General features: G+C 73.7%; 21 protein-coding genes. 12 read left to right on the top strand and 9 right to left on the bottom strand.

Annotated features, from left to right (window positions below; all coding sequences use genetic code 11):
• Positions 1–16: 16 nt before the first annotated feature.
• On the top strand, positions 17–1,492 hold the full coding sequence (locus ACFWW8_RS34980; protein WP_386535954.1) for an SDR family NAD(P)-dependent oxidoreductase: 1,476 nt from the start codon (positions 17–19) through the stop codon (positions 1,490–1,492).
• A 70-nt stretch (positions 1,493–1,562) separates the two neighbouring features.
• Here ACFWW8_RS34980 and ACFWW8_RS34975 read toward each other — a convergent pair whose 3' ends face one another.
• A complete protein-coding gene (locus tag ACFWW8_RS34975) occupies positions 1,563–2,030 on the bottom strand; it encodes a hypothetical protein (protein WP_386535971.1) in 468 nt (155 codons plus the stop codon).
• Between the two features lie 339 nt (positions 2,031–2,369).
• Here ACFWW8_RS34975 and ACFWW8_RS34970 point away from each other — a divergent pair, with 339 nt between their 5' ends.
• Together ACFWW8_RS34970 and ACFWW8_RS34965 are read left to right on the top strand one after the other, a co-directional pair.
• Positions 2,370–2,543, top strand: a complete 174-nt coding sequence (locus tag ACFWW8_RS34970) for a hypothetical protein (RefSeq protein WP_386535977.1) — start codon at positions 2,370–2,372, stop codon at positions 2,541–2,543.
• A gap of 193 nt (positions 2,544–2,736) precedes the next feature.
• On the top strand, positions 2,737–3,720 hold the full coding sequence (locus ACFWW8_RS34965) for an NAD-dependent epimerase/dehydratase family protein (RefSeq protein ID WP_386535951.1): 984 nt from the start codon (positions 2,737–2,739) through the stop codon (positions 3,718–3,720).
• Here the strand turns inward: ACFWW8_RS34965 and ACFWW8_RS34960 are convergent.
• Positions 3,706–5,145 (bottom strand): lipase maturation factor family protein, encoded by a 1,440-nt coding sequence (locus ACFWW8_RS34960; protein ID WP_386535948.1) that lies wholly within the window; start codon positions 5,143–5,145, stop codon positions 3,706–3,708. The two genes, ACFWW8_RS34965 and ACFWW8_RS34960, sit on opposite strands and share 15 nt — an antisense overlap.
• A gap of 20 nt (positions 5,146–5,165) precedes the next feature.
• A complete protein-coding gene (locus tag ACFWW8_RS34955) occupies positions 5,166–5,699 on the bottom strand; it encodes a DUF1990 family protein (RefSeq protein ID WP_386535945.1) in 534 nt (177 codons plus the stop codon).
• A 346-nt stretch (positions 5,700–6,045) separates the two neighbouring features.
• On the opposite strand from ACFWW8_RS34955, the gene ACFWW8_RS34950 reads away from it, so the two are divergent.
• From ACFWW8_RS34950 to ACFWW8_RS34930, 5 genes are all read left to right on the top strand, one after another.
• Positions 6,046–7,377 (top strand): DUF6777 domain-containing protein, encoded by a 1,332-nt coding sequence (locus tag ACFWW8_RS34950; protein WP_386535942.1) that lies wholly within the window; start codon positions 6,046–6,048, stop codon positions 7,375–7,377.
• Positions 7,378–7,384: 7 nt separating this feature from the next.
• On the top strand, positions 7,385–9,445 hold the full coding sequence (locus ACFWW8_RS34945) for a SpoIIE family protein phosphatase (RefSeq protein WP_386535940.1): 2,061 nt from the start codon (positions 7,385–7,387) through the stop codon (positions 9,443–9,445).
• A gap of 101 nt (positions 9,446–9,546) precedes the next feature.
• Positions 9,547–9,888 carry a VOC family protein gene (locus tag ACFWW8_RS34940; RefSeq protein WP_386535937.1) on the top strand — a complete coding sequence of 114 codons (342 nt, stop codon included), beginning with the start codon at positions 9,547–9,549 and terminating at the stop codon, positions 9,886–9,888.
• A 212-nt stretch (positions 9,889–10,100) separates the two neighbouring features.
• Positions 10,101–10,961 carry an Fpg/Nei family DNA glycosylase gene (locus ACFWW8_RS34935; RefSeq protein WP_386535935.1) on the top strand — a complete coding sequence of 287 codons (861 nt, stop codon included), beginning with the start codon at positions 10,101–10,103 and terminating at the stop codon, positions 10,959–10,961.
• Between the two features lie 26 nt (positions 10,962–10,987).
• On the top strand, positions 10,988–11,389 hold the full coding sequence (locus ACFWW8_RS34930; protein WP_386535932.1) for a hypothetical protein: 402 nt from the start codon (positions 10,988–10,990) through the stop codon (positions 11,387–11,389).
• Here ACFWW8_RS34930 and ACFWW8_RS34925 read toward each other — a convergent pair.
• The 3 genes from ACFWW8_RS34925 to ACFWW8_RS34915 all read right to left on the bottom strand — a co-directional run bounded on the left by ACFWW8_RS34925 (position 11,386) and on the right by ACFWW8_RS34915 (position 13,361).
• Entirely contained in the window at positions 11,386–12,018 is a 633-nt protein-coding gene (locus tag ACFWW8_RS34925) for an NIPSNAP family protein (protein ID WP_386535929.1), read from the bottom strand. The two genes, ACFWW8_RS34930 and ACFWW8_RS34925, sit on opposite strands and share 4 nt — an antisense overlap.
• Positions 12,019–12,095: 77 nt before the next feature.
• Positions 12,096–12,560: a hypothetical protein gene (locus ACFWW8_RS34920; protein WP_386535968.1), complete on the bottom strand. Its 465-nt coding sequence runs from the start codon at positions 12,558–12,560 to the stop codon at positions 12,096–12,098.
• A 261-nt stretch (positions 12,561–12,821) separates the two neighbouring features.
• The gene (locus tag ACFWW8_RS34915; RefSeq protein ID WP_386535926.1) at positions 12,822–13,361 is read right to left on the bottom strand and encodes a sigma-70 family RNA polymerase sigma factor; all 540 of its coding nucleotides are present in this window, start codon (positions 13,359–13,361) and stop codon (positions 12,822–12,824) included.
• 314 nt (positions 13,362–13,675) lie between these two features.
• On the opposite strand from ACFWW8_RS34915, the gene ACFWW8_RS34910 reads away from it, so the two are divergent.
• Complete coding sequence (locus ACFWW8_RS34910; protein ID WP_386535923.1) at positions 13,676–14,869, top strand: CapA family protein; 1,194 nt, start codon at positions 13,676–13,678, stop codon at positions 14,867–14,869.
• Between the two features lie 73 nt (positions 14,870–14,942).
• Here ACFWW8_RS34910 and ACFWW8_RS34905 read toward each other — a convergent pair whose 3' ends face one another.
• Complete coding sequence (locus ACFWW8_RS34905) at positions 14,943–15,404, bottom strand: universal stress protein (protein ID WP_386535920.1); 462 nt, start codon at positions 15,402–15,404, stop codon at positions 14,943–14,945.
• A gap of 59 nt (positions 15,405–15,463) precedes the next feature.
• Between ACFWW8_RS34905 and lysX the strand changes: the two genes are divergently transcribed.
• Both lysX and ACFWW8_RS34895 read left to right on the top strand, forming a co-directional pair.
• The gene (gene lysX, locus ACFWW8_RS34900) at positions 15,464–18,766 is read left to right on the top strand and encodes a bifunctional lysylphosphatidylglycerol synthetase/lysine--tRNA ligase LysX (protein ID WP_386535917.1); all 3,303 of its coding nucleotides are present in this window, start codon (positions 15,464–15,466) and stop codon (positions 18,764–18,766) included.
• Positions 18,767–18,887: 121 nt separating this feature from the next.
• Positions 18,888–19,787, top strand: coding sequence for a polysaccharide deacetylase family protein (locus ACFWW8_RS34895; protein ID WP_386535915.1), 900 nt, complete (start codon positions 18,888–18,890; stop codon positions 19,785–19,787).
• 91 nt (positions 19,788–19,878) lie between these two features.
• Here the strand turns inward: ACFWW8_RS34895 and ACFWW8_RS34890 are convergent, their stop codons facing one another.
• Both ACFWW8_RS34890 and ACFWW8_RS34885 read right to left on the bottom strand, forming a co-directional pair.
• A complete protein-coding gene (locus tag ACFWW8_RS34890; protein WP_386535912.1) occupies positions 19,879–20,541 on the bottom strand; it encodes a class F sortase in 663 nt (220 codons plus the stop codon).
• 167 nt (positions 20,542–20,708) lie between these two features.
• Positions 20,709–20,861 carry a hypothetical protein gene (locus tag ACFWW8_RS34885; RefSeq protein WP_386535909.1) on the bottom strand — a complete coding sequence of 51 codons (153 nt, stop codon included), beginning with the start codon at positions 20,859–20,861 and terminating at the stop codon, positions 20,709–20,711.
• A gap of 43 nt (positions 20,862–20,904) precedes the next feature.
• Here ACFWW8_RS34885 and ACFWW8_RS34880 point away from each other — a divergent pair, with 43 nt between their 5' ends.
• On the top strand, positions 20,905–21,405 hold the full coding sequence (locus ACFWW8_RS34880; protein WP_386535906.1) for a hypothetical protein: 501 nt from the start codon (positions 20,905–20,907) through the stop codon (positions 21,403–21,405).
• The last annotated feature ends 75 nt before the right edge of the window (positions 21,406–21,480 follow it).

Here is a 21,480-nt window from a genome sequence, read left to right as displayed (position 1 = left end):
AGGAACGACAGCGGCCATGACGGTGACCGAAGACAGTCAGGACCACGGGCACGCCCACGGACCGGGCATCGACCCCGAGCGCCTGGCCCTCTGCCTCAGCGTGCTCGGCGAGCTGGACGAGCTCGACGTCGACCACCCCGACGCGATCACCGTACGCCGTGCGACCGCCGGCCTCTACCGGACGGTCAAGCAGCGCCGCCGCCAGGACCGCCGCGCGGCCAAGACCGCCAACGACAAGGCCGTCACCGAGGCGACCGCGACCGGCTCCGCCGAGCGCATCGACGACGAGACCCAGGGCAACGCCCTGACCGCCGCCGCCAAGGGCCCGATCGCCGGGATACTCCAGCGCCCGCGCTCCTGCTACGTCTGCAAGACCCGCTACGTCGAGGTCGACGCGTTCTACCACCAGCTCTGCCAGGACTGCGCCGCCTTCAACCACGCCCGCCGCGACGCCCGCACCGACCTGACCGGCCGCCGCGCCCTGCTCACCGGCGGCCGCGCCAAGATCGGCATGTACATCGCGCTGCGGCTGCTGCGCGACGGCGCGCACACCACCATCACCACGCGCTTCCCCGGCGACGCGGTCCGCCGCTTCAAGGCCATGCCCGACAGTTCCGAGTGGCTGCACCGCCTGAAGATCGTCGGCATCGACCTGCGCGACCCGGCCCAGGTCGTCGCGCTCGCCGACTCCGTCGCCGCCGAGGGCCCGCTCGACATCCTGATCAACAACGCCGCGCAGACCGTACGCCGCTCCCCGGGCGCCTACAGCGAGCTCGTCGCCGCCGAGAACGCCCCGCTCCCGGCCGGTGAGCTGCCCGCCTCCGAGGTCATCGGCACCTTCGGCAGCGGCACGGTCGACCGGGTCGCGGCCCTTCCCACCGGCAAGGGCGAGAAGCTCAGTGCCCAGGACATCACCGAGCTGGCTCTGGTCTCCGGCTCCGCATCGCCGGCGCGGATCGCGGCCGGCACCGCCATCGACGCGGGCGGGCTGGTCCCGGACCTGCACGACACCAACAGCTGGATCCAGACCGTGTCCGAGGTGGACCCGATCGAGCTCCTCGAAGTACAGCTGTGCAACTCCACCGCGCCGTTCATCCTGATCAGCAAGCTGCGCCCGTCCATGGCCGCGGCCGAGGCCGGACGCCGCTACGTGGTCAACGTCTCCGCGATGGAGGGCGTCTTCAGCCGCGGCTACAAGGGCGCCGGCCACCCGCACACCAACATGGCCAAGGCCGCGCTGAACATGCTGACGCGCACCAGCGCCCAGGAGATGTTCCAGAAGGACCAGATCCTCATGACCGCCGTCGACACCGGCTGGATCACGGACGAGCGCCCGCACCCGGACAAGATCCGCCTGGCCGAGGAGGGCTTCCACGCCCCGCTCGACCTCGTCGACGGCGCCGCCCGGGTCTACGACCCGATCGTCCGCGGCGAACTCGGCGAGGACCTGTTCGGCGTCTTCCTGAAGGACTACGCCCCCGCGAACTGGTAGGCCCCGGCTCCGCCCCGCGCGTTCCCGATCGCCCCCCTCGGCTCGCCGAGGGGGGCGATCGCGTGCCCGCTCACCCGTGCGCGCGGCGCCCGGCGATCCGGTGGTCCGCGGGGTCCGCGGGGTCCGCGTGGTCCTGGCGGTAGGCGCCGGCCGCGACCAGCTCCAGCACCGGCCGCCAGTCCTCCGGCACGCCCGCGTCCAGGAAGGCCGCCGCGGCCGCGTCGCAGGCCTGGCCCAGGGCCGCCGCCGCATCGGCGTCCACGGTCCCGGCGGTCCCGGCCGCGCTCCCGGGGTGCGCGTGCAGCAGCACCAGCCGGGCCACCCGCTCGCCCAGCAACGGCCGTACGGCTTCCGCCGCGAGCGCCCCGGGACGTCCGTCCTCACCCGGACGGAGCAAGAGGTACAGACCATGAACAAGGCCTGCGATCTGGAGTTCTTTGTCGAAAGGGCGCGATCTGCGCAGCAGCGCCGCCGTGCGGAGCGCATGCTCGAGCAGACGAGCCGGGTCCCCGCCGCGGCAGGCGTGGAGGAGATCCATCAGCTCCTGCACGGTGGTGACGTACGGCAGTTGGGACTCCGGCACCCCGGACCTGGCCACCGCCACTCCCTCCGTCGCTCCGCGGGAATCCGGCGTCGAGCACACCACCCGCCATGGGCCGATCGGCCCACGACTTCACGAACGCGGGGCGAAAAACAGAGGAAGGAGCGGATTTTGCCTTTCCATCGAGCGGAGGTCCGCTCATATGTGTACTCTGAGGGGCACCAAGTCGGCCCCCACCCGGGCCGCGCTCCACCAAGGCGCCACCGCGTCCGGAAACCCTTTATCCCTTGCCCGGCGCGGTCCGCATGCCGGGTTACGCGACACAAGGAGTGCGCGGTGACAGAGACGACGCAACCCGAACCGATGGTCCTGGAGCGAACGGGATGGCGGGCCCGCACCCGCACCGACGAGCTCGGCAGCCTCGAAGTCTGGGCCCTGTCGGCCCCGATCGGACTGGCCGGCTACGAGGACGACCCGGCGGAGTCGCACATCCTGCGCGGCATCGACTAGTCCGGAGCGAAGCCGCAGCGAGCGCCCCCCGCGCGAACCCGCGCCGGGGGCGCCGCCCTGTCCGGATCCGCGCGGACCGCCGCCGACCGACCGGTGGCGCCCGGGAGTTCCCGTTCCGCGTACGCCGGGAGCGTCATCGCTCTCAGCGATCAAGGCTTCCGCCGTTCGGTGCGGCCCGGGCACGCTGGGCCCCATGAAACTGCTGATGCTGGGTGGTACCGAATTCGTCGGACGCGCGATCACCGAGGACGCCCTGGAGCGGGGCTGGGAGGTGACCGTCTTCCACCGCGGCCGCCACGCGCCCCCGTACGGCACCACCGCGGTGCACGGCGACCGCACCGCCCCCGGCGGCCTGGACGCGCTCGCCGCGGGGGAGTGGGACCTCGTCGTCGACACCTGGGGCGGCGCCCCCACCGCGGTCCGCGACAGCGCCGCCCTGCTGCGCGGGCGGGTCGGACGGTACTCCTACGTCTCCAGCCGCTCCGTGTACGCCTACCCGGCCCCGGCCGGGCTCGACGAGACCGGTCCGCTGGTCGGGGGCTCGCCCGATGCCCCTGCCACCGCCTACGCCGAGGACAAGCGGGGCGCGGAGCTCGCCGCCGTCGACGCCTTCGGCGACCGTGCCCTCCTGGTGCGCGTCGGGCTGATCCTCGGCCCGTACGAGAACGTCGGCCGGCTGCCCTGGTGGCTGAACCGCACCGCGCGCGGCGGGCCCGTGCTCGCCCCCGGTCCGCGCGAGCTCCCGATCCAGTACATCGACGTGCGCGACCTGGCGCGCTGGACCCTGGACGCCTCGGTGGCCGGCCGGTCCGGGGCGTACAACCTGGCCTCCCCGGTCGGGCACGCCACGATGGGCAGCCTCCTCGACGCGTGCGCGGCCGCCACCGGCGGCCGCTGCGACCTGCGCTGGACCGACCCGGACCGCATCCAGGAGGCCGGGGTGCAGCCCTGGACCGACCTTCCCGTCTGGGCGCCCGCGGGCGAGGGGCACGACTTCATGCACGGCGGCAGTGTGGCGAAGGCCCTCGCGGCTGGGCTCGTGTGCCGCCCGGTCGAGGAGACCGTGGCCGACACCTGGGCCTGGCTCCAGGAGATCGGCGGGACGCCCCCGCAGCGCCCCGACCGGCCGGCCCCGGGCATCGACGCCGACCGGGAGGCCGCGCTACTCGGGCTCTGACGCGGCGGCGTCCGCCAGGCGGGTCGGCGGCAGGTACTCGCGCACCCGCGTCCGGTGCCACCAGGCCCCCGTCTCGCGGAGCTCCCGCCAGGTCGTGAACCGGTAGCGGTACACCGAGGCGCGCACGTAGACGGGCGGGGCTTCCGGGAACGGGTTGTGGCCGAGCAGCCGCAACGTGTCCCGGTCGCCCGCCAGCAGCCGCTCGGTGAAGGGACCGAACCAGTCCCGCGCGTAGCCGGGGGAGAGCGCGGCGAACCACATCAGCCAGTCCAGGCGCAGGTGGTACGGGGCGAACTGCCGCGGCAGCCTCCGCGGCCGCCCCGGCTTGCCCTTGAATCCGTACTCCAGCCAGACCCCGTCGGGGCGCGGCACCCGGTCCGCGGTGCCCTCCACGACGACCTCCTCCCGGACCCGGCCCACCGAGCCGAAGGCCCCGTAGGAGTTCACCAGGTGCAGCGGGTCGAAGGAGCGGTTCATCACCTGGCGGCGCGAGACCATGTTGAGCACCGGACGCCGGCTGAGCACCAGCACGAGCACGGTCACCGCACAGACCGGGACCGCGAACCACACCGGCGGCGGGCGCGAGGCGGCGGCCGGCGGGGCGCCCGCGAGGACGGTGAAGTCGACGGCCGACAGGGCCAGCGTGATCGTCAGCCAGTTCAGCCAGGCGAAGTTCCCCGACAGGACCAGCCAGAGCTGCGTGGCGACCATCGCCACGGCGGTATACGAGGCCACCGGCTGGGGAGCGAACAGCAGGACCGGCAGGACCAGTTGGGTCACGTGGTTGGCCGCGCACTCCACCCGGTGCACCGGTTTCGGCAGGTGGTGGAAGAACCAGCTGAGCGGTCCCGGCATCGGCTGCGTCTCGTGGTGGAAGTACAGGCAGGTCAGCCGGCGCCAGCAGGGGTCCCCGCGCATCTTGATCAGGCCGGCTCCGAACTCCACGCGGAACAGCACCCACCACAGCAGCCACAGGACCAGCACCGGCGGCCCGGTCCGCGCGTTGCCGAGGAAGACGGCGAGGAAGCCCGTCTCCAGCAGCAGCGACTCCCAGCCGAACGCGTACCAGGTCTGCCCCACGTTCACGATCGACAGGTAGAGCGCCCACAGCGCGGCCCACATCGCCATCGCCGCCCCCAGCGGAATCCGGTCGCCGGCGCCCGCGGCCAACGCGGCCGCGAGCGCCGCACCGGTCCAGGCGCAGCATGCGAAGAGCCGGTCGGAGTAGTGGAGTTGGAACAGGCTCGGCGCGTGCCGGAAGGGCACGCGCCGCACGTGGCGAGGCACGGGCAGCATGCCCCGGGCCCCGATCAGGGCCCGGAACTGGAGGGCGGCCCCGACGAAGGCGAAGAGGTAGACGCCGGCGAGGGCCCGCTGGAAGACCAGCCGGGCCGGCCAGTACCCGGGCGCGGTGAACCAGTCCATCGCCTCCAGTATCGGCCCGCTCAGGCCGGGACGGCCAGTTCGCGGACGCGGCGGCCGAGCCGTCGGGCGCAGCACCGCTGGAGGAAGGGGATCGCCGGTCCGGCGAGGCGCGTGTACCAGCGCGCCGGCCTGCTGAAGGCGGTCACCGTGAACCAGACCCCGCCCCCGGGGTCCCGCTCCACCAGGAAGGACTCCTCGCCGCACTCGGGGTGGCCGTCCAGGGTGCCGTAGGCGAACCCGACCCGGGTGGGCTCGTACGCCGTCCAGATCACGCGGCACGGAGCGGTGATCCGCAGCGGTCCCAGCCCGATCCCGACGTCGACGCGGGCTCCGGGGCGGGCGGCGGCCGCCTCGGACCGTACCGACATGCCCGAGGCCCGGTGCGCGAGGAACGTGGTGACCGCGGTCCCGGCGGCCTCGAAGGCGGCCTGGCCGTGGCCGACCCGGGTGCGGTGACGCAGGTGGTGGTATCCGGCGGGCAGGGGCTGCCGGGCGGTGGCGCCCCGGTCGGGGTAGGTGAGGGTGGCGCGGCCGGCGCCGATGAGGCGGGTCATGGGGCCATCTCCTGTCGTTCTGCGGTCGGTCGTCGCCACAGCGGCGCCGAGTCCCGTGGCGGGGCGGTGTGCGGCAGGGCCCGGCGACGCGGGCGGTCCCGGCCGCGGGGCCACATCCTCTGAACGCGTTCAACTCGCAAGGGTGAGCCTACGAGGTTTCTTGAACCTGTTCAATAGAGGCGGGCGGTCCGGCGACGCCGCCCCCGCCCCGCCCCGGGCGGCCCCCGGTCGTCCTTCCGTGCACCCGGCGTACTCCGGCCGGACGCCGACCGCGCCGCTCCGGTTGCGGGGCTTCCCCGGATGCGTCAGACAAGAGGCAGCAACCGGGGCGAAAAGGGAGACGCACGTGCACGCACCGAAACCTCCGACACCTCGTCAGGCGCCGCGCCGTCACGCGCCCGCGGGCACCGCCCTCTTCGCGGTCCTCGGACTGTTCGCCGCCGCCTGCGGCGGTGCCGAGGAGCCCGTGGGGCGGGCGGGCGCGGAGAGCCAGGACCTCTACCTCCAGCCCGTCGGCGCGGCGGGCGCCGACCCCTTCACCGCCTCCTCCGCCACCCGCGAGTCCGCACCCGTCCAGGCCCCGGTGCCCAACCCGACCGGACGGGGCATCCGCACCGTCAACGCCGCCACCCCCGGTCTGTACGGCGGAACCCAACGCCTCGGCAGCTGCGACGTCGAACAGCAGGTCACCTTCCTCACCGCCGACCACGCCAAGGCCCGTGCCTTCGCCGAGGCCTCCGGCGTCGAACAGGCCAAGATCCCCGACTTCCTGCGGGGCCTCACCCCGGTCGTGCTCCGCGCCGACACCCGGGTCACCAGCCACGGCTTCCGCGCGGGCCGCGCCGACAGCTTCCAGTCCGTCCTCCAGGCCGGTTCCGCCGTGCTCGTCGACGACCACGGCATGCCCCGTGTCCGCTGCGCCTGCGGGAACCCCCTGCTCGCCCCGCGGGCCGCCAAGGGCTCTCCCGTGCACAAGGGCGACCGGTGGGACGGCTACCAGCCCAACCAGGTCGTCGTCATCGAACCCACCATCCAGGTGATCAACAACCTGGTGATCGTCAACGTCGCGGACAACACCTGGATCGAGCGCAAGTCCGGCGACGACGGCGCCCAGGACCGGACACCCCGGACGCCGCCCCCCTACGACCCGTCCGACGGCATCCCCGACGGGCCCGCCACCCCGACCGGGCCGGGCGACCCCTGCCCGAGCCCCGTCGCCAACAGCCTGGCCCGCACCGCGCCCCCCACTCCGCCCGACGCCGCCGCGCCGCCGCCCGCCGCGCCCGAGGGCCCCGCCGCGCCCGGGGAACCGACGCCCGGGCCGACCGACTGCCCGCCGGGGGAGCAGGCGAGCCCGCACCCGGACACGGACCCGAACGCGAAGCCGAACCCCGACCCGAAGCTGCCGTCGAACCCGGTCGCCCCGCCGCAGCGGCCGCCGTCGGACAGCCCGGCGACCCCGCCGCTGGAGCCCGACGGCTCGGCGCCGGCGCCGAGCGACCCGTACGCGGACCCGTCCGACCCGTACGCGACCCCGTCCGACCCGTACGCCGACCCGTCCGACCCGTACGCGGACCCGTCGGGTCCGGCCGATCCGTACCCGAACCCCGACCCGTACGCCGTCCCGGACGAGCAGCAGTCGCCCCCGGAGCCGGACTTCTCGCTGGAGAGCGCCTGACGGGCCCGTGTGTCATGGTGGATCGGTGCCGACCACCGTATCGCTGCCGGACGACTGGCCCGCACACCCGGACCGGTCGCTCCAGCTGAACCGCATGGGCAGCTTCGACTGGGACCTGGTCGCAGGTCTCATGCACCTCGACGAAGCCGCCCTGGACGTGTTCGACACGGCCGCGGGCGCGTACGACGGCCGGCCCGCGTCCCTCGCCGCGCGGGTCCCGCCCGCCGAGGCGACCCGGCTCGACGCCCTCGTCTCCAGGGCCCTGAAGAGCGGGGCCGACAACTACGGCGCCTATTTCCGCATCCGGTGCCGAGACGGAACCCTGCGCTGGACCCACACCCAGGGCCGCGTCATGCGCGGCCCGGACGGGCGCCCGTTCCGGATCATCGGCATCGTGCGCGACGCCACCGAGGAGCTCAGCCACTCCGCGGAGCGCCTCGGACTCGACGAGGAGCGCCGCCGGCAGACCTCGGTGGTGGAGAGCACCACCGCCGCGCTCGCCCACGCCCGGACGGTGAAGGACGTCATCGACGCGCTCGGGGACGCCCACGGTCTGGAGCGGCTCGGCTCGATGGGCATGGTCATGGGCCTCGTCGAGGCCGGCCGCATCCACCTCGTGGCCGAGGGACCGGAGGGCAGCTTCGTCCCCGGCACCCGCTACACCCGCATCGACGAGCAGTACCCGATGAGCGAGGTCGTCCGCAACCTGCAACCGCGCTTCCTGGACTCCGCGCAGGAGTTCGCCGAGGACTACCCCGACCTCTGGGCGAAGATCTCGCCCATGCGGATCTCGGCGGCCGCCTACCTGCCGCTGATCGCCCAGGCCCGCCCGATCGGCGCCATCGGCCTGCTCTACCAGGACAAGGACGGCTTCACCCAGGACGAGCGGAACCTGCTCGTCGCACTGGGCAGCAGCATCGCGCAGAGCCTCCAGCGGGCCATGCTGCTGGAGCAGGAACACGACCTGGCGGAGGGCCTCCAGCAGGCCATGCTGCCCCGCCGCATCCCGTCCGTCCCCGGCGCCGAGATCGAGGTCCGCTACCGCTCCGCCCGGATGGGCCAGGACATCGGCGGGGACTGGTACGACGTCATCCCGCTGCCCGGCGGCCGGGTCGGCGCGGTCATCGGGGACGTCCAGGGCCACGACACCCACGCGGCGGCGGTGATGGGACAGTTGCGCATCGTCCTGCGGGCCTACGCGGCCGAGGGGCACGCACCGGCCACCGTGATGGCCCGGGCCTCGGTCTTCCTGCACGAACTCGACACCGACCGCTTCGCCACCTGCACGTACGTGGAGGCCGACCTCTCCACCGGGGTCCTCCAGACGGTCCGTGCCGGCCACATCGATCCGCTGCTGCGCACCCGGGACGGGGACTGCCGCCGGATCCGGGTGGCCGGCGGGATGCCGCTCGGCCTGTCGGCGGAGTTCGGCCGGCTGGAGTACCCGGTCACCACGGTGGAACTCGAACCGGGAGAAACGATCCTGTTGTGCACGGACGGCCTGGTGGAGGAGCCCGGCGCGGACCTCGACGACGGGATCCGGCTGCTCACCTCGCTCGTCCGCAGCGGCCCCGCCGACCTGCGGCTCCTCGCGGACCTGCTGTGCGGGGTCGTCGACGAGCGGGGCGGGGCCGACGACATGGCGCTCCTGCTGCTGCGCCGCGACGTCGCGGACGCCCCGCAGGGCGGCGGCCGCCTCCAGCAGCACGTGGCCCCGGGCGACCCGGAGGCCCTGGTGGCCGCCCGGCACATGATCGGAGCGGCCGTGCGGGCGTGGGGCGCGCGGGAACGGGCCGACGAGATCGAACTCGTCGCGGACGAGCTGATCGTGAACGCCCTGATGCACACGGACGGCCCGGCCATCGTGACCCTGCGCGTGCTGCACGGCCCGCAGCGACGGCTGCGGGTGGAGGTGGAGGACCGCTCCAGCGCGCTGCCGCGACGGCGCGAGGCGGGGGAGGCGGGGGTGTCGGGGAGGGGACTGATGCTGGTGGACCGGCTGGCGGACGTGTGGGGCGTGGAGTCGAGGGGGAGCGGCAAATGCGTGTGGTGCGAGTTCGTGATGTGACGTGACGTGACGTGACGGGCGGCCGGGCCGCCGCCCGCCGGGCGGGTCCGGCGTGCGGGTCCGCCGGGCGGCGGAGGAGGGGGCCTGGCAGCATGGGCCGCATGACCGTAGACCTGTTCGCGGGCATCCCCGTAGGTGACTACGCCGTGGCGGTCGCCTGGTACGAACGGCTCCTGGGCGGCCCCCCGTCGTTCCTGCCGAACGACGTCGAGGCGGTGTGGGAGCTCGCCGCACACCGGTACCTGTTCATCGAGGTCCGGCCCGAGCACGCCGGGCACGCCCTGCACACCGTCTTCATCGAGGACTTCGACGCCCGCCTCTCCGGAATCGCCGCGCGCGGCCTCACAGCCGCCCGGCGCGAGACCTACGCCAACGGCGTCCGCAAGGCGACGTTCCACGATCCCGACGGCAACGAGATCGGCTTCGGCGGCGCCCCCGCCTGACCGGGCGGTCAGCGGCCCCACCGCTCCCCGGTCTGCCGCCGGACGCCCCGTCCCGCACTCCGGCCCGCCCCCCGGCGCACGACGCGGCCGGGGTTTCCGCACGGCGAAAGCCGGTCGCGGCCCCCGGCCGGCTCACCGGTCCGCGCGACCGCCCCGGCGCCGGCTCCGGTGTCCGGCTCGCGCTCAGCCCGGGTCGGCGGCAGGCTGGGGGGATGCCTGAGCTGCCTGAGGTCGAGGCCCTGCGGGAGTTCCTCGACGCGCACCTCACCGGGCGGGTGGTCGAGCGCGTCCTCCCGCTGGCCGTGAACGTGCTCAAGACGTACGACCCGCCGCTCACCCTCCTGGAGGGAGGCACGGCCGGCGCCACCGCCCGGTACGGCAAGTTCCTGGCGGTGCGGATCGGCGAGCTGTACCTCGTGACGCATCTGGCCCGGGCCGGGTGGCTGCGCTGGCAGGACGCCCTGCCCGCGCAGCCGCCGCGCCCCGGCAAGGGGCCGCTCGCGCTGCGCGTCGTCCTGGAGGGCGGTGGCGGCTTCGACCTCACCGAGGCCGGAACCCAGAAGCGCCTCGCGGTGTACGTCGTGCGCGACCCCGGGGACGTGCCCGGCATCGCCCGGCTCGGCCCCGACCCGCTCGACGCGTCCTTCGACCGGGAGGCCTTCACCGCGCTGCTCGCCGGGGAACGGCGTCAGATCAAGGGCGTCCTGCGCGACCAGAGCGTCATCGCCGGCATCGGGAACGCCTACAGCGACGAGATCCTGCACCGGGCCCGGGTCTCGCCCTTCAAGCTGGCCGCTTCCTTCGACGCGGAGCAGGCCGGCCGGCTCCACGAAGCCGTCGAGGAGACCCTGCGCGAGGCCGTGGAACGGGCGCACGGGGTGGCGGCCGGGAGCCTCAAGGCGGAGAAGAAGAGCGCGATGCGCGTGCACGGCCGGGAGGGGGAGCCCTGCCCGGTGTGCGGGGACACCGTCCGCTCGGTGTCCTTCGCGGACTCCTCCCTCCAGTACTGCCCCACCTGCCAGACCGGAGGGAAGCCCCTCGCCGACCGGCGGCTCTCGCGACTCCTCAAGTAGCCGGGCGCTGCGTAGACTCCACCCCCATGGCCGAGGAGCAGCAGTCGCCGCCCCGGCGCGAGATCGTCACCGGCGTGCCCAGGGGGACCCGGCGCCGGGCACCCGCGCACACCCCCGCCCGCTCCGAGATCTCCGAACAGACCACCCTCGGCGCCACCTACGTACGGGCCCTCATGCGCAGCCAGTTGCGTGCCGGGCTGGGGGCGCTGGCCGCGCTGGCGGCGCTGGTGGGGACGCTTCCGCTGGTGTTCCTCCTGCCGCACGCCGTGTCCGGACCGCTGGTCTGGGCGTCGCTCGGCCTGCTGGTGTATCCGGCGATGTGGCTGATCGCCCGCCGGTACGTCACCCGCGCCGAGCGGAACGAGACCGACTTCACCGGCCTGGTGACGGACCCGGCGGAGGCCCCGCTCCCGCGCCGCCGAACCTAAGGCATGCTGCGCGGCGCCCGGTCCCGCCGCCCTCCGACGGGCTGCAGGCGGAGGTGCCGCGGAGCCGACCTCAGGTGGGGCAAGAGGTCCGGCAGGCGCGGTGCCCGCCCCGTCGTGAACCAGAGCAGGACGTCCTCACCGGTCCGGACCGGCAGTGCGGGGAAGGTGTTCTCCGCGTGCTCGGTGCGGTGCACCGCCTCCGCGGGGGTTCCGGCGGCGGCGAGCGCGGGACGCAGGTGCCGCTCGACGTGGTCGGCGAAGCCGGCCGGGTCCAGGGGGTGGCAGAGGGTCGCCGTGACGGGGCCGGTGGTGTCCGGGGCGGCGAAGCCCGGTCCGCGCAGCAGGAGCACGTCGTCCGAGTCGGTCATCGTCGCGTTGGCCGCGTCGCGATGGGCCCGCCAGACGGGGCCGTCGTAGAAGGCGCGCAGCGCCCGTGCCCGGTGCGCCATGTCCGGGAAGCTGCGGAGCCAGACGAAGCGGTCCGGGTCGTCCAGGTCCCGGAACCGGCCGCCCACGGTGATGCCGGCCGCCTCCTGTCCGGTGACGAATTCCCGCTCGAAGAGGTCGGCCAGGGTGTCCCGGGCGCCCGGGTGGAGGGTGTACTGCCGGAGTTCGACGATGGCGTTCATGGCCCGGAGGCTAGGGCCGCTTCCCTGACACCTGCTGTCAGTGGACCGGTGGCAGGTGCGCCCGGATCCGCCCGGCCTCAGAACAGGTGCATGGCCAGGTGGCCCAAGGGGAGGCCCAGTTGCCAGGCCGGGGTCCAGATCCGTGCGTTCTCGTCCAGTTCCGGCGGGACGTCCCCCCGCTCGGGCCGGCCGGGATCGAGGTTGGTGGCGAACAGCTCGGTGCGGTCCAGCCAGCGCCAGGCCGCCCGGGCCAGCTCCAGGTCCGGGTCCTCGCCGCGGCCGCGGTCGCGGGCCTCCTCGCCCAGGGTGAGGAACCTGGTGTGGACCCAGTCGCGCCAGGGGTGCCCGTACGCCGTCAGCGACATCCACTCGTCGAGCTGCGAGACCACGCGGATCCCGGAGAGCTCGCCGGCCGCGTCCGAGAGGTAGATCGTCAGCGCGAGTGTGTCGCGCCCGGCGCGGAACTCCAGGGTGCCGACCGGGATCAGCCGCCCCGTGCGCAGCAGTTCATCCGCGATGTACTCGGCGTAGAGCCAAGCCATGGGCACCGCCAGCCCGCCGTCACTGGTGCCGTTCGTACCCTCGGGCTGCACCGTTCCACCTCTCCCGCGCGTCGAGCGTCCCGTCGTCAGCCCCGAGCCTTCCCCGAGGGGCTCGCGGAGCGGGGCATGTTTACTCAACTTGCACGGTCCGATGCCGAATTCGATGCGTTTGATGTCCGATCCGGTCGGATTTCGGGGCGTTTCCGGTCCCTTCGCTGTGTGTCGCCGCGTGTCGCCGTGGTGCGCGGCGTGTGCGCCGGGTCAGGCGCCGAGGCCGTATCCGTACCCCTGGAGGTCCTTCCGGAGGGCCCGGAGGGCGTAGTGCGTACGGGACTTGACGGTTCCGGCGGGGATGCCGAGCTCCGCGGCGGCCTCGGCCACCGAGCGGTCGCGGAAGTACACCTGCATCAGCACGGCGCGGTGCTCCGGCCCGAGGGATCCCACGGCGCGGCGCACGTCGATCGCCGTGACCGACCCGGCCACCGCGTCCTCGGGGGCGGGGGCCTGCTCCAGGTCTTCGGCGTCCACCTCCTGGGGCCGTGACAGGCGGGCCCGGCGGGCGTCGATGGCGAGCCGCCTGGCCACGGTGAACAGCCAGGGCCGCATCGACTCGTGCCCGCTCGCGAACGCCTCCGGGTGCTGCCAGACCCGTACGAGCGTCTCCTGTACGAGGTCCTCGGCGCGCTGGGCGTCCCCGGCGGTGAGGCCGAGCAGGAAACCGAACAGGGCCCGCCCGTGGTCGCGCTGAAGTTCGGCGAGGTCGTGGGGATGGGTGCGCCGGAGGGTGGGGGAGAGCGGCACGAGGGGCTCCTTCCGGGGTGCTCGGGGGACGTGTGCAGAGCCGTTGCGTCCACCCTGACCTGCACCGGGCGGGCCGGGAACCGTCCGGTGCCGGCGGTGCGCCCAAGCACCCGGGTGATCCGGTGGGCGGCCGTGCCGGGCGGTGAACGGTCGAACGGCGCGGCGAACGGCACCCGGACGCCACCCGGACGGGGTGGACCCCGCCGCCATTGGAGTGGGTGCGGGCATGCGGACGGATCCGTTCCTTGACTTGGGTCGTCTCTTTCTGTGGATTGCAGGTGATCGGATAGTCGTATTAATGAGAGCGGGGACCGATGACCACGCGCACCCGGCACACCGTCGCCCTCCTGTCGGCCCTCCTCCTGGCGGCCGCCGCCGGCTGCTCGGCCGCGGGGGACCCCTCGCCCGCGCGTCTCGGCGGTTCCCCCGGCCCGACGCACTCCAGCGCCGCCGGTGCGCCCTCCGCCAGGGGCTTCACCCTCGTCGCGAGCGGGGACGTGCTGCCGCACACCTCGGTCATCCGGCAGGCCGCGAACGACGCGGACGGCGACGGCCACGACTTCAGGCCGATGTTCTCCCAGGTCAAGCCACTGGTGTCGACAGCCGACCTGGCCCTGTGCCACATGGAGACGATCTACGGCGAGGAAGGGGGCCCGTTCAGCGGCTACCCGGCCTTCGTCTCGCCTCCGGCGGTCGCCGACGCGCTCAAGGACGCCGGGTACGACGGCTGCTCCACGGCGTCCAACCACACCCTGGACGACGGGGCCGACGGGCTGCGCCGCACCCTGGACCGGTTCGACAAGGTGGGCCTGAAGCACGCCGGATCAGCTCGCACGGCGGCCGAGGCGGCCACGCCGACCCTCTACGAGGCGGGCTCCGCCAAGGTCGCGCACCTCGCCTACACCTACGACACCAACGGCTACCCGCTGCCCGAGGGCCGGCCCTGGGCGGTCAACCTCATGGAGCAGGACAAGATCGTCACCGACGCGCGGGCCGCCCGGAGGGCGGGCGCGGACGTGGTCCTGGTCAGCCTGCACTGGGGTACCGAGTGGGAGACCGAGCCGGACGCGAAGCAGCTCTCGCTCGGAAAGGCCCTGACGGCCTCGCGGACCGGCGGCCGCCCGGACATCGACATGATCCTCGGCACGCACGCCCATGTCCCGCAGCCCTACGAGAAGGTCAACGGGACCTGGATCGTCTACGGCATGGGCGACCAGGTCGCCGGCGAGATGTTCAACCACTCCGGAGCCCGCGACCTGCGCGGAAACTACGGCTCGATCGGCCGCTTCACCTTCGCCCCGCCGGCCGCGAGCGGTCAGCGCTGGCGGGTCACGACGGCCGAGTTCGTGCCGCAGATGATGGACCTGGCCGGGGGCAGGGTCGTCAACCTCCCCCGGAGCCTGGCCGAGCAGCCCGGCCGGAGCGACTACGAGAGCGCCCGGGACGCCATCACCGAGGCCGTCCTCAGCCGCGGCGCCGCCAAGGACGGCCTGAAGGCGGGCCGATAGCCGCCCGCCCCCCGATAGCCGCCCGCCCGCGCGAACCGCGGGCCCCCGCACCGGGCGGGGTCCGCGACACCCCTCAGGGGACGACCGTCACCGGCCAGCGGCCCGCCCGGACCAGGCGGATCGCGACCGAGCCCACGAAGCGGTGGCCCGCCTGCTCCGAGACGCCGACGACCACCGCGTCCGCCGTCAGCTCCTCCGCCGCGCCCACCAGGCCCGCGTACGGGTCCCCGTGGAAGGTGTGGAACTCCCAGCGCACGTCGTAGACGCCCTTGACGCGCTCCGCCGCGTCCCGGATCTCCGCCACCAGCCCCTCCGCGATCTCCCCGGTCGTCCCCGCCACCGGTGCGCCCATCGAGGCGCCGGCCGGCATCACCGGCTGGACGTACACCAGCGCCAGCAGGGCGTTCTGCCGCCGGGCCAGTCCGGCCGCGTACGCCGCGGCCCGCAGCGAGGACTCCGATCCGTCGACCCCGGCCAGGATCACCTTGGGCCCGTCGGTTCCGCGTTCGAATCCCGTGTTCACGTGCTCCGTCACGCCCCGAGGCTATCGGGCTCGCCGCGCGGACGGCCGCCGCCCTCCCTACAGTGCGAACCATGAGTGCCACCGTGGAGGAGACGCGCGGGACCCGGAACCGCTTCCTGAACCGGGTGCCGGACGGATTCGGGGCGTTCTTCGGAACGCTCGGCCTGCTGTGCGCTCTGCTGGCGCTCTCCCCGACGCTGCGACGACTGCTGCGGCACGTCGTGCGGTTCCTCGACCTCATCGTCGTCCCGGTCAGCGCGAACCTCGCGTACGCCGTCTTCCTCTTCCTCCTCGCCGCGGCCCTCGGCACCCGCAAGAAGGCCGCCTGGTGGATCGTCGTCACCTATCTGGCCCTGCTGATCCTCGCCGACGTGGTGGCCATGGCCGACGGGGACTACGGGATCGGCGTGCCGTCCATGGCCCTCGCCGTCGCGGGGCTGGTGCTGCTGATCGCCGCGCGCCGGGAGTTCTACGCCGCCGTCCGGCCCGGCGCCCTGTGGCGGGCCATGATCGTGCTCGGACTCGGGCTGCTCGCCGCCGTCCTCGTCGGCTGGGGCCTCGTCGCCCTCTTCCCCGGCACCCTGCCCAAGGGCCAGTGGCTGGACTGGGCCGCCAAGCAGGTCTTCGGCGGGCTCTTCTCCGCCCGCCAGTTCGACGGGCGCCCGCCCCGCCCGATCTACTTCCTCCTCGGCCTCTTCGGCGCCCTCGCCCTGCTGAACGCGGCCACCACCCTCTTCCGCTCCCAGCGCCTCACCGCCGCCCTGCACGGGGACGAGGAGCCCCGCATCCGCGCCCTCCTCGGCGCGTACGGGCGGGCCGACTCCCTGGGCTACTTCGCCACCCGGCGCGACAAGGCCGTCGTCTTCGCCCCCAACGGCAAGGCGGCCGTCACCTACCGCGTCGAGGCCGGCGTCTGCCTCGCCAGCGGGGACCCGGTGGGCGACCCCGCCGCCTGGACCCCCGCCATCGACGCCTGGCTGGACGTCGCCCGCCGCCACGGCTGGCAGCCCGCCGTCATGGGCGCCTCCGAGGACGGGGCCACCGCGTACGCCCGCTCCGGCCTCGGCGCCCTCCAGCTCGGCGACGAGGCGATCCTGCACGTGGCCCGCTTCGACCTCGACGGCCGCGACATGCGCGTCACCCGCCAGGCCGTCAACCGGGTCCGGCGCACCGGCGCCACCACCGTCATCCGCCGCCACCGCGCCCTCTCCGAGGACGAGATGCAGATGATCGTGGACCGGGCCGACACCTGGCGCGACACCGAGACCGAGCGCGGCTTCTCCATGGCCCTGGACCGGCTCGGCGACGCCGCCGACGGCGACTGCCTCCTCGTCGAGGCCTTCGACGCGCAGGGCGAGCTGATCGCCCTGCTGTCCTTCGTCCCCTGGGGGAAGGACGGCATCTCCCTCGACCTGATGCGCCGCGACCGCGCCGCCCCCAACGGGGTCATGGAGTTCATGGTCGCCCAGCTCTGCGCTGCCGCCCCCGCCCTGGGCGTGCGCCGGATCTCGCTGAACTTCGCCGTCTTCCGCTCGGCCTTCGAGGAGGGCGGCCGGATCGGCGCCGGCCCGGTCCTCAAGCTGTGGCGCAAGCTGCTCCTGTTCTTCTCCCGCTGGTGGCAGCTGGAGGCCCTCTACCGCTCGAACGTCAAGTACGGACCCGAGTGGTACCCGCGCTTCCTCTGCTACCAGGACGCCGGCTCGCTCGCCCGGGTCAGCCTCGCCTCCGGCATCGCCGAAGGCTTCGTCTCCGTACCCAGCCTGCGCACCCTGTGGGGCAACGGACACCCCAAGGGCCTCACCAACCCCGCCAGCACCGAGGGCCTGCCGTCCATCGCCTCGATGAACCTGGACGCCGTGGGCGAGGACGCCGCGGCCGCCCCGGCCGAGCGGCTCCCCGAGCAGGTCCGCGTCCGCCACGACAAGCTGGACCGCATCCGGGCCGCGGGCACCGACCCCTATCCGGTGGGCATCCGCGGACGCACCCACACGGTCGCCGAGCTCAAGGCCGCCCACCCCGGACTCCCGCCCGGCAGCCGCACCGGCGAACAGGCCACCCTCGCCGGACGCGTGATGCTCGTACGCGACCTCGGCGGCGTCGTCTTCGCCGTCCTGCGCGACTGGTCCGGGGACGTACAGCTGATGCTCACCCGCGACGAGGCCGGCCGGGAGGTGCTGGACACCTTCACCTCCCGGGTCGACTTCGGCGACCACGTGGTCGCCACCGGCGAGGTCGGCGCCAGCAGGAGCGGCGAGCCCTCCCTCGTGATCAGCTCCTGGCAGCTCACCGGCAAGTGCCTGCGCCCCCTGCCCGACAAGCGCAAGGGCCTCGCCGACCCCGAGGCCCGGGTCCGGCGCCGCTACCTCGACCTCGTCTCCAGCCCCGAGGCCCGCGACGTCGTACGGGCCCGCTCCAGCGCGGTCCAGGCCCTGCGGCAGGGGCTGCTGGAGCGCGGCTACCTGGAGGTCGAGACCCCGATGCTCCAGCAGATCCACGGCGGCGCCAACGCCCGCCCCTTCCGCACCCACATCAACGCCTACGACCTCGACCTGTACCTGCGCATCGCACCCGAGCTGTACCTCAAGCGGCTCTGCGTCGGCGGCATGGAGAAGGTCTTCGAGATGGGCCGCACCTTCCGCAACGAGGGCGTCTCCTACAAGCACAACCCCGAGTTCACGATGCTGGAGGCCTACCAGGCCTTCGCCGACTACGACGTCATGCTCGACCTCACCCGCGAGCTGATCCAGGGCGCGGCCACCGCCGCCTTCGGCTCGCCCGTCGCGCACAAGGCGGGCCCGGACGGCAGGCTCGTCGTGCACGACATCTCCGGCACCTGGCCGGTGAAGACGATGTACGGGGCGATCAGCGAGGCCCTCGGCGAGGAGGTCGACGCCGACACCGAGGAACACGTCCTGCGCCGGCTCTGCGACCGGGTCTCGGTCCCGCACACCCCCGAGAACACCCGCGGCGACGTGGTGCTGGAGATGTACGAGCGGCTGGTGGAGGAGAGGACCAAGCTGCCCACCTTCTACAAGGACTTCCCCACCGACGTCTCCCCGCTCACCCGCCAGCACCGCGAGGACCCGCGGCTCGCCGAGCGCTGGGACCTCGTGGCGTTCGGCACCGAACTGGGCACCGCCTACTCCGAGCTGACCGACCCGGTGGAGCAGCGGCGCCGGCTCACCGCCCAGTCCCTGCTGGCGGCCGGCGGCGACCCCGAGGCGATGGAACTCGACAACGACTTCCTCGACGCCCTGGAGTACGCGATGCCGCCGACGGGCGGTCTCGGCATCGGCGTGGACCGCCTCGTCATGTTCCTCACGGGGCTGACGATCCGCGAGACCCTCCCGTTCCCGCTGGTGCGGCGCGGCTGACCGGAGCCCGGACACCCCGGAGCGGCACCCCGGCGGCCGCGGCTGCTCCGTGCGGGTGAGGGCGACGGGTCGCCTCCGTGCCCCTCGACATCCGCGGTCGCGTCGTTGATACGTAGTAATAATGAAAAATGACGAGCCGACAGTAGGGCGGCGCGTGCTCCTGCGTACCGCCGTCTTCCTCGGAGTCGCTGCCGCCGCCGGACTGGTCACCTCGGGCGGCGAGGGCCTGCCCGGTACGCCGGCCCCCGGGTCCGGACCCGCGGCCGGACCGGGGCCGAACCCCGCCGCCGGAGCCCCCGGCGCACTCTCCCGGGGGCTGCCCGAGAAGGCGTACCGGCTGCGCCCCATGACCGCCGAGGCGCCCGCCCGGCCGCCCGCCGTGAAACCGGCCGTCCGGACCCGTCCCATCGAGTCCCTCCCCACCGACCCGGGCACGGCCGGCGCCGACGCCATGGTCCTCACCTTCGACGACGGCCCCGACCCCCGCTACACCCCGGGCATCCTCGACGTCCTCGCCCGGTACGGCGTGCGCGCGGTGTTCTTCGTCTGCGGGGAGATGGCGGACGAGAATCGGGACCTGCTGCGCAGGATGGTCGCCGAGGGCCACGTCATCGGCAACCACACCTGGACCCACCCGCTCATCCCCAAGCTGAGCCGGCCCGCCCTCGTCTCCGAGATCGGCCGCACCAGCGACGTGGTGCGCCAGGCCGTGGGCGAGGCGCCGGTGTGGTTCCGGGCGCCGTACGGGGCCTGGAACCGGGCCGCGTTCGAGATCGGCGCCGAGCTGGGAATGGAGCCGCTGGCCTGGACCGTGGACAGCCTGGACTGGACCGAGCCGGGCACGACCGCGATCGTCTCGCGGATCCTCAAGGGCGCCGCACCCGGCGTGGTCGTCCTCTCCCACGACGCGGGCGGCGACCGCTCCCAGAGCGTGCGGGCCATCAGCTCCTACCTGCCCCAACTCCTCGCGCGGGGCTACCGGATGACGCTTCCCGTGCTGCCGACGGCTCAGCCGGGCTGAGGGGGACGGCTCCGCGGCGGAGCGCCCCCGCCCGGCCCGTGGTCAGGGCCCGGGCGGGGGTGCCGGCGCGACCGCCCGCCGGGCTCCGGCCTCAGCGGGCCTCGACCATGCGGGCGAAGACGACGACGTTGCCCTCGTAGCCGCGCGCCTTCGAGTAGCCGCCGCCGCACGTGATCACCCGGAGCTCCGGGTGCCCGGTGTCGCCGTACACCCGGGCTCCGGGGAAGGAGTCCTTGGAGAACACCTCCACGCCGTAGACCTCGAAGACCGCCGTGCGCCCGTCGTAGCGCTCCACCTCGATCTGGTTGCCCGGCTTCACCGACCCCAGACCGTAGAAGACGGCCGGTCCCTGGGCGTTGTCCACGTGGCCCACGATCACCGACGAACCGCGCTGGCCGGGCGAGATGCCGTTGAGGTACCAGCCCGCGAGATTGCGGTCCTGCGGCGGCGGGGCGTCGATCCAGCCCTCGGCGTCCAGGCCGACGGTCATCACCGGAGCGTCCACGTTGATCGTGGGGATCCGGATGCGCTGCACCGAGGAGTGCTCCAGCACCTCCATGTCCGCGGGCGGCGACGGAGGGTTCGCCGGCAGCTGGTCGGCCGTCACCGCGACGGCCGAGGCCGCGGTGGGCTGGGGCGGCCCGTCGTCGGTGTTGACACCGTTCCGCACCATCGCGAGGCCGGTGAGCATGACCAGGGCGAGCGCGCCCCACGGTGAGCGTTTGCGTGACTGCCCGGTCTCGTCCTCGCCCATCGTTCTCCCTTCCCGACGCGGGGGTCCCGACCCGCGTGCGTGTCCCGCCCCAGTACGCCCTACTTCACGCACGCTAAGGCGACGTCGGCGGGACGGCGAGAGGGGAGGGGCGAACGGGTGGTGCTGCTCCGAAGGGGCCGGAAGGGGTGCGCCCATCCAGGTAATCGTCACATAAATGCCTGACAGGTCGTGACCTGCGGATCCGTCAGTTCCGCGGCCTCCTCGTCGGCGTGTCGCTCAACCGGGCGGCCCAAAGGCGGAAATGCGGAGCTTGCGGGCCGGATCGAGGGTTCGTCGTGGGAGGCGTTCTCGTCGATCATCCGGGGCCGACGCTCCGGGGCGCTTCCCGCTGGAGGTTCCACCATGCGTGCTTTCCGCGCTCTTACCGTGACGGCGGCGGCCTGTGCCGTCGTCGCCCTCAGTGCCCCATTCGCCTCTGCGAACCCCCCTCAGGGCGGGGGTGGCGGCCCGAGCAACATCTCGGTGAACCCGTACTCCGTACACCAGGGATCCACGATGCAGGTGAGCGCGTCGGGCTGCGGACACGGCGGTACCGTCACGTCGCACGGCAACTTTCCGCCGGCCAACCTGTCCGCCGGTTCGATCGGCTTCGCCACCGTCCGGATCTTCAACCACGCCTCCCCGGGCCACCACACGCTGTCGGTCAAGTGCAACGACAGCAGCCTCGTGGCCACGCACCGCTTCACCATCCTCCAAGGCCGGCCCTCCCAGGGTGGCATCGGCGGATCCCTCGGCCCGTCCGCCGCCGAGACCGCCATCGGCGCGGGCCTCGTCGGCGCCGCGGCCCTCGGCGCGGGCGTCCACGTGATGCGCCGCCGCCGTCCGGTCAGCGGCCGGGTCTGACCGGCCGACCTCCCCGGTCGGACCCGGGGGACGCACCCCCGAACCGCCGGTCGCCCCGAGTCCTGTCTCTTATAC

Source organism: Streptomyces sp. NPDC058701, assembly GCF_042715295.1.
Taxonomy (GTDB): domain Bacteria; phylum Actinomycetota; class Actinomycetes; order Streptomycetales; family Streptomycetaceae; genus Streptomyces.
The sequence above is the reverse complement of the archived record's forward strand: the minus strand, read 5'-3'. Positions and strand labels throughout refer to the sequence as shown.

Bases quoted from the DNA above. Each gene is read 5' to 3' on its own strand.
- ACFWW8_RS34930 (WP_386535932.1), top strand. From the start codon at position 10,988: ATGGCCGAGGAGCAGCAGTCGCCGCCCCGGCGCGAGATCGTCACCGGC.
- lysX (WP_386535917.1), top strand. From the start codon at position 15,464: ATGAGTGCCACCGTGGAGGAGACGCGCGGGACCCGGAACCGCTTCCTG.
- ACFWW8_RS34960 (WP_386535948.1), bottom strand. From the start codon at position 5,145: ATGGACTGGTTCACCGCGCCCGGGTACTGGCCGGCCCGGCTGGTCTTC.
- ACFWW8_RS34880 (WP_386535906.1), top strand. From the start codon at position 20,905: ATGCGTGCTTTCCGCGCTCTTACCGTGACGGCGGCGGCCTGTGCCGTC.
- ACFWW8_RS34890 (WP_386535912.1), bottom strand. From the start codon at position 20,541: ATGGGCGAGGACGAGACCGGGCAGTCACGCAAACGCTCACCGTGGGGC.
- ACFWW8_RS34965 (WP_386535951.1), top strand. From the start codon at position 2,737: ATGAAACTGCTGATGCTGGGTGGTACCGAATTCGTCGGACGCGCGATC.
- ACFWW8_RS34940 (WP_386535937.1), top strand. From the start codon at position 9,547: ATGACCGTAGACCTGTTCGCGGGCATCCCCGTAGGTGACTACGCCGTG.
- ACFWW8_RS34885 (WP_386535909.1), bottom strand. From the start codon at position 20,861: ATGATCGACGAGAACGCCTCCCACGACGAACCCTCGATCCGGCCCGCA.
- ACFWW8_RS34925 (WP_386535929.1), bottom strand. From the start codon at position 12,018: ATGAACGCCATCGTCGAACTCCGGCAGTACACCCTCCACCCGGGCGCC.
- ACFWW8_RS34980 (WP_386535954.1), top strand. From the start codon at position 17: ATGACGGTGACCGAAGACAGTCAGGACCACGGGCACGCCCACGGACCG.
- ACFWW8_RS34910 (WP_386535923.1), top strand. From the start codon at position 13,676: ATGACCACGCGCACCCGGCACACCGTCGCCCTCCTGTCGGCCCTCCTC.
- ACFWW8_RS34975 (WP_386535971.1), bottom strand. From the start codon at position 2,030: ATGGATCTCCTCCACGCCTGCCGCGGCGGGGACCCGGCTCGTCTGCTC.
- ACFWW8_RS34935 (WP_386535935.1), top strand. From the start codon at position 10,101: ATGCCTGAGCTGCCTGAGGTCGAGGCCCTGCGGGAGTTCCTCGACGCG.
- ACFWW8_RS34955 (WP_386535945.1), bottom strand. From the start codon at position 5,699: ATGACCCGCCTCATCGGCGCCGGCCGCGCCACCCTCACCTACCCCGAC.
- ACFWW8_RS34895 (WP_386535915.1), top strand. From the start codon at position 18,888: ATGAAAAATGACGAGCCGACAGTAGGGCGGCGCGTGCTCCTGCGTACC.
- ACFWW8_RS34920 (WP_386535968.1), bottom strand. From the start codon at position 12,560: ATGGCTTGGCTCTACGCCGAGTACATCGCGGATGAACTGCTGCGCACG.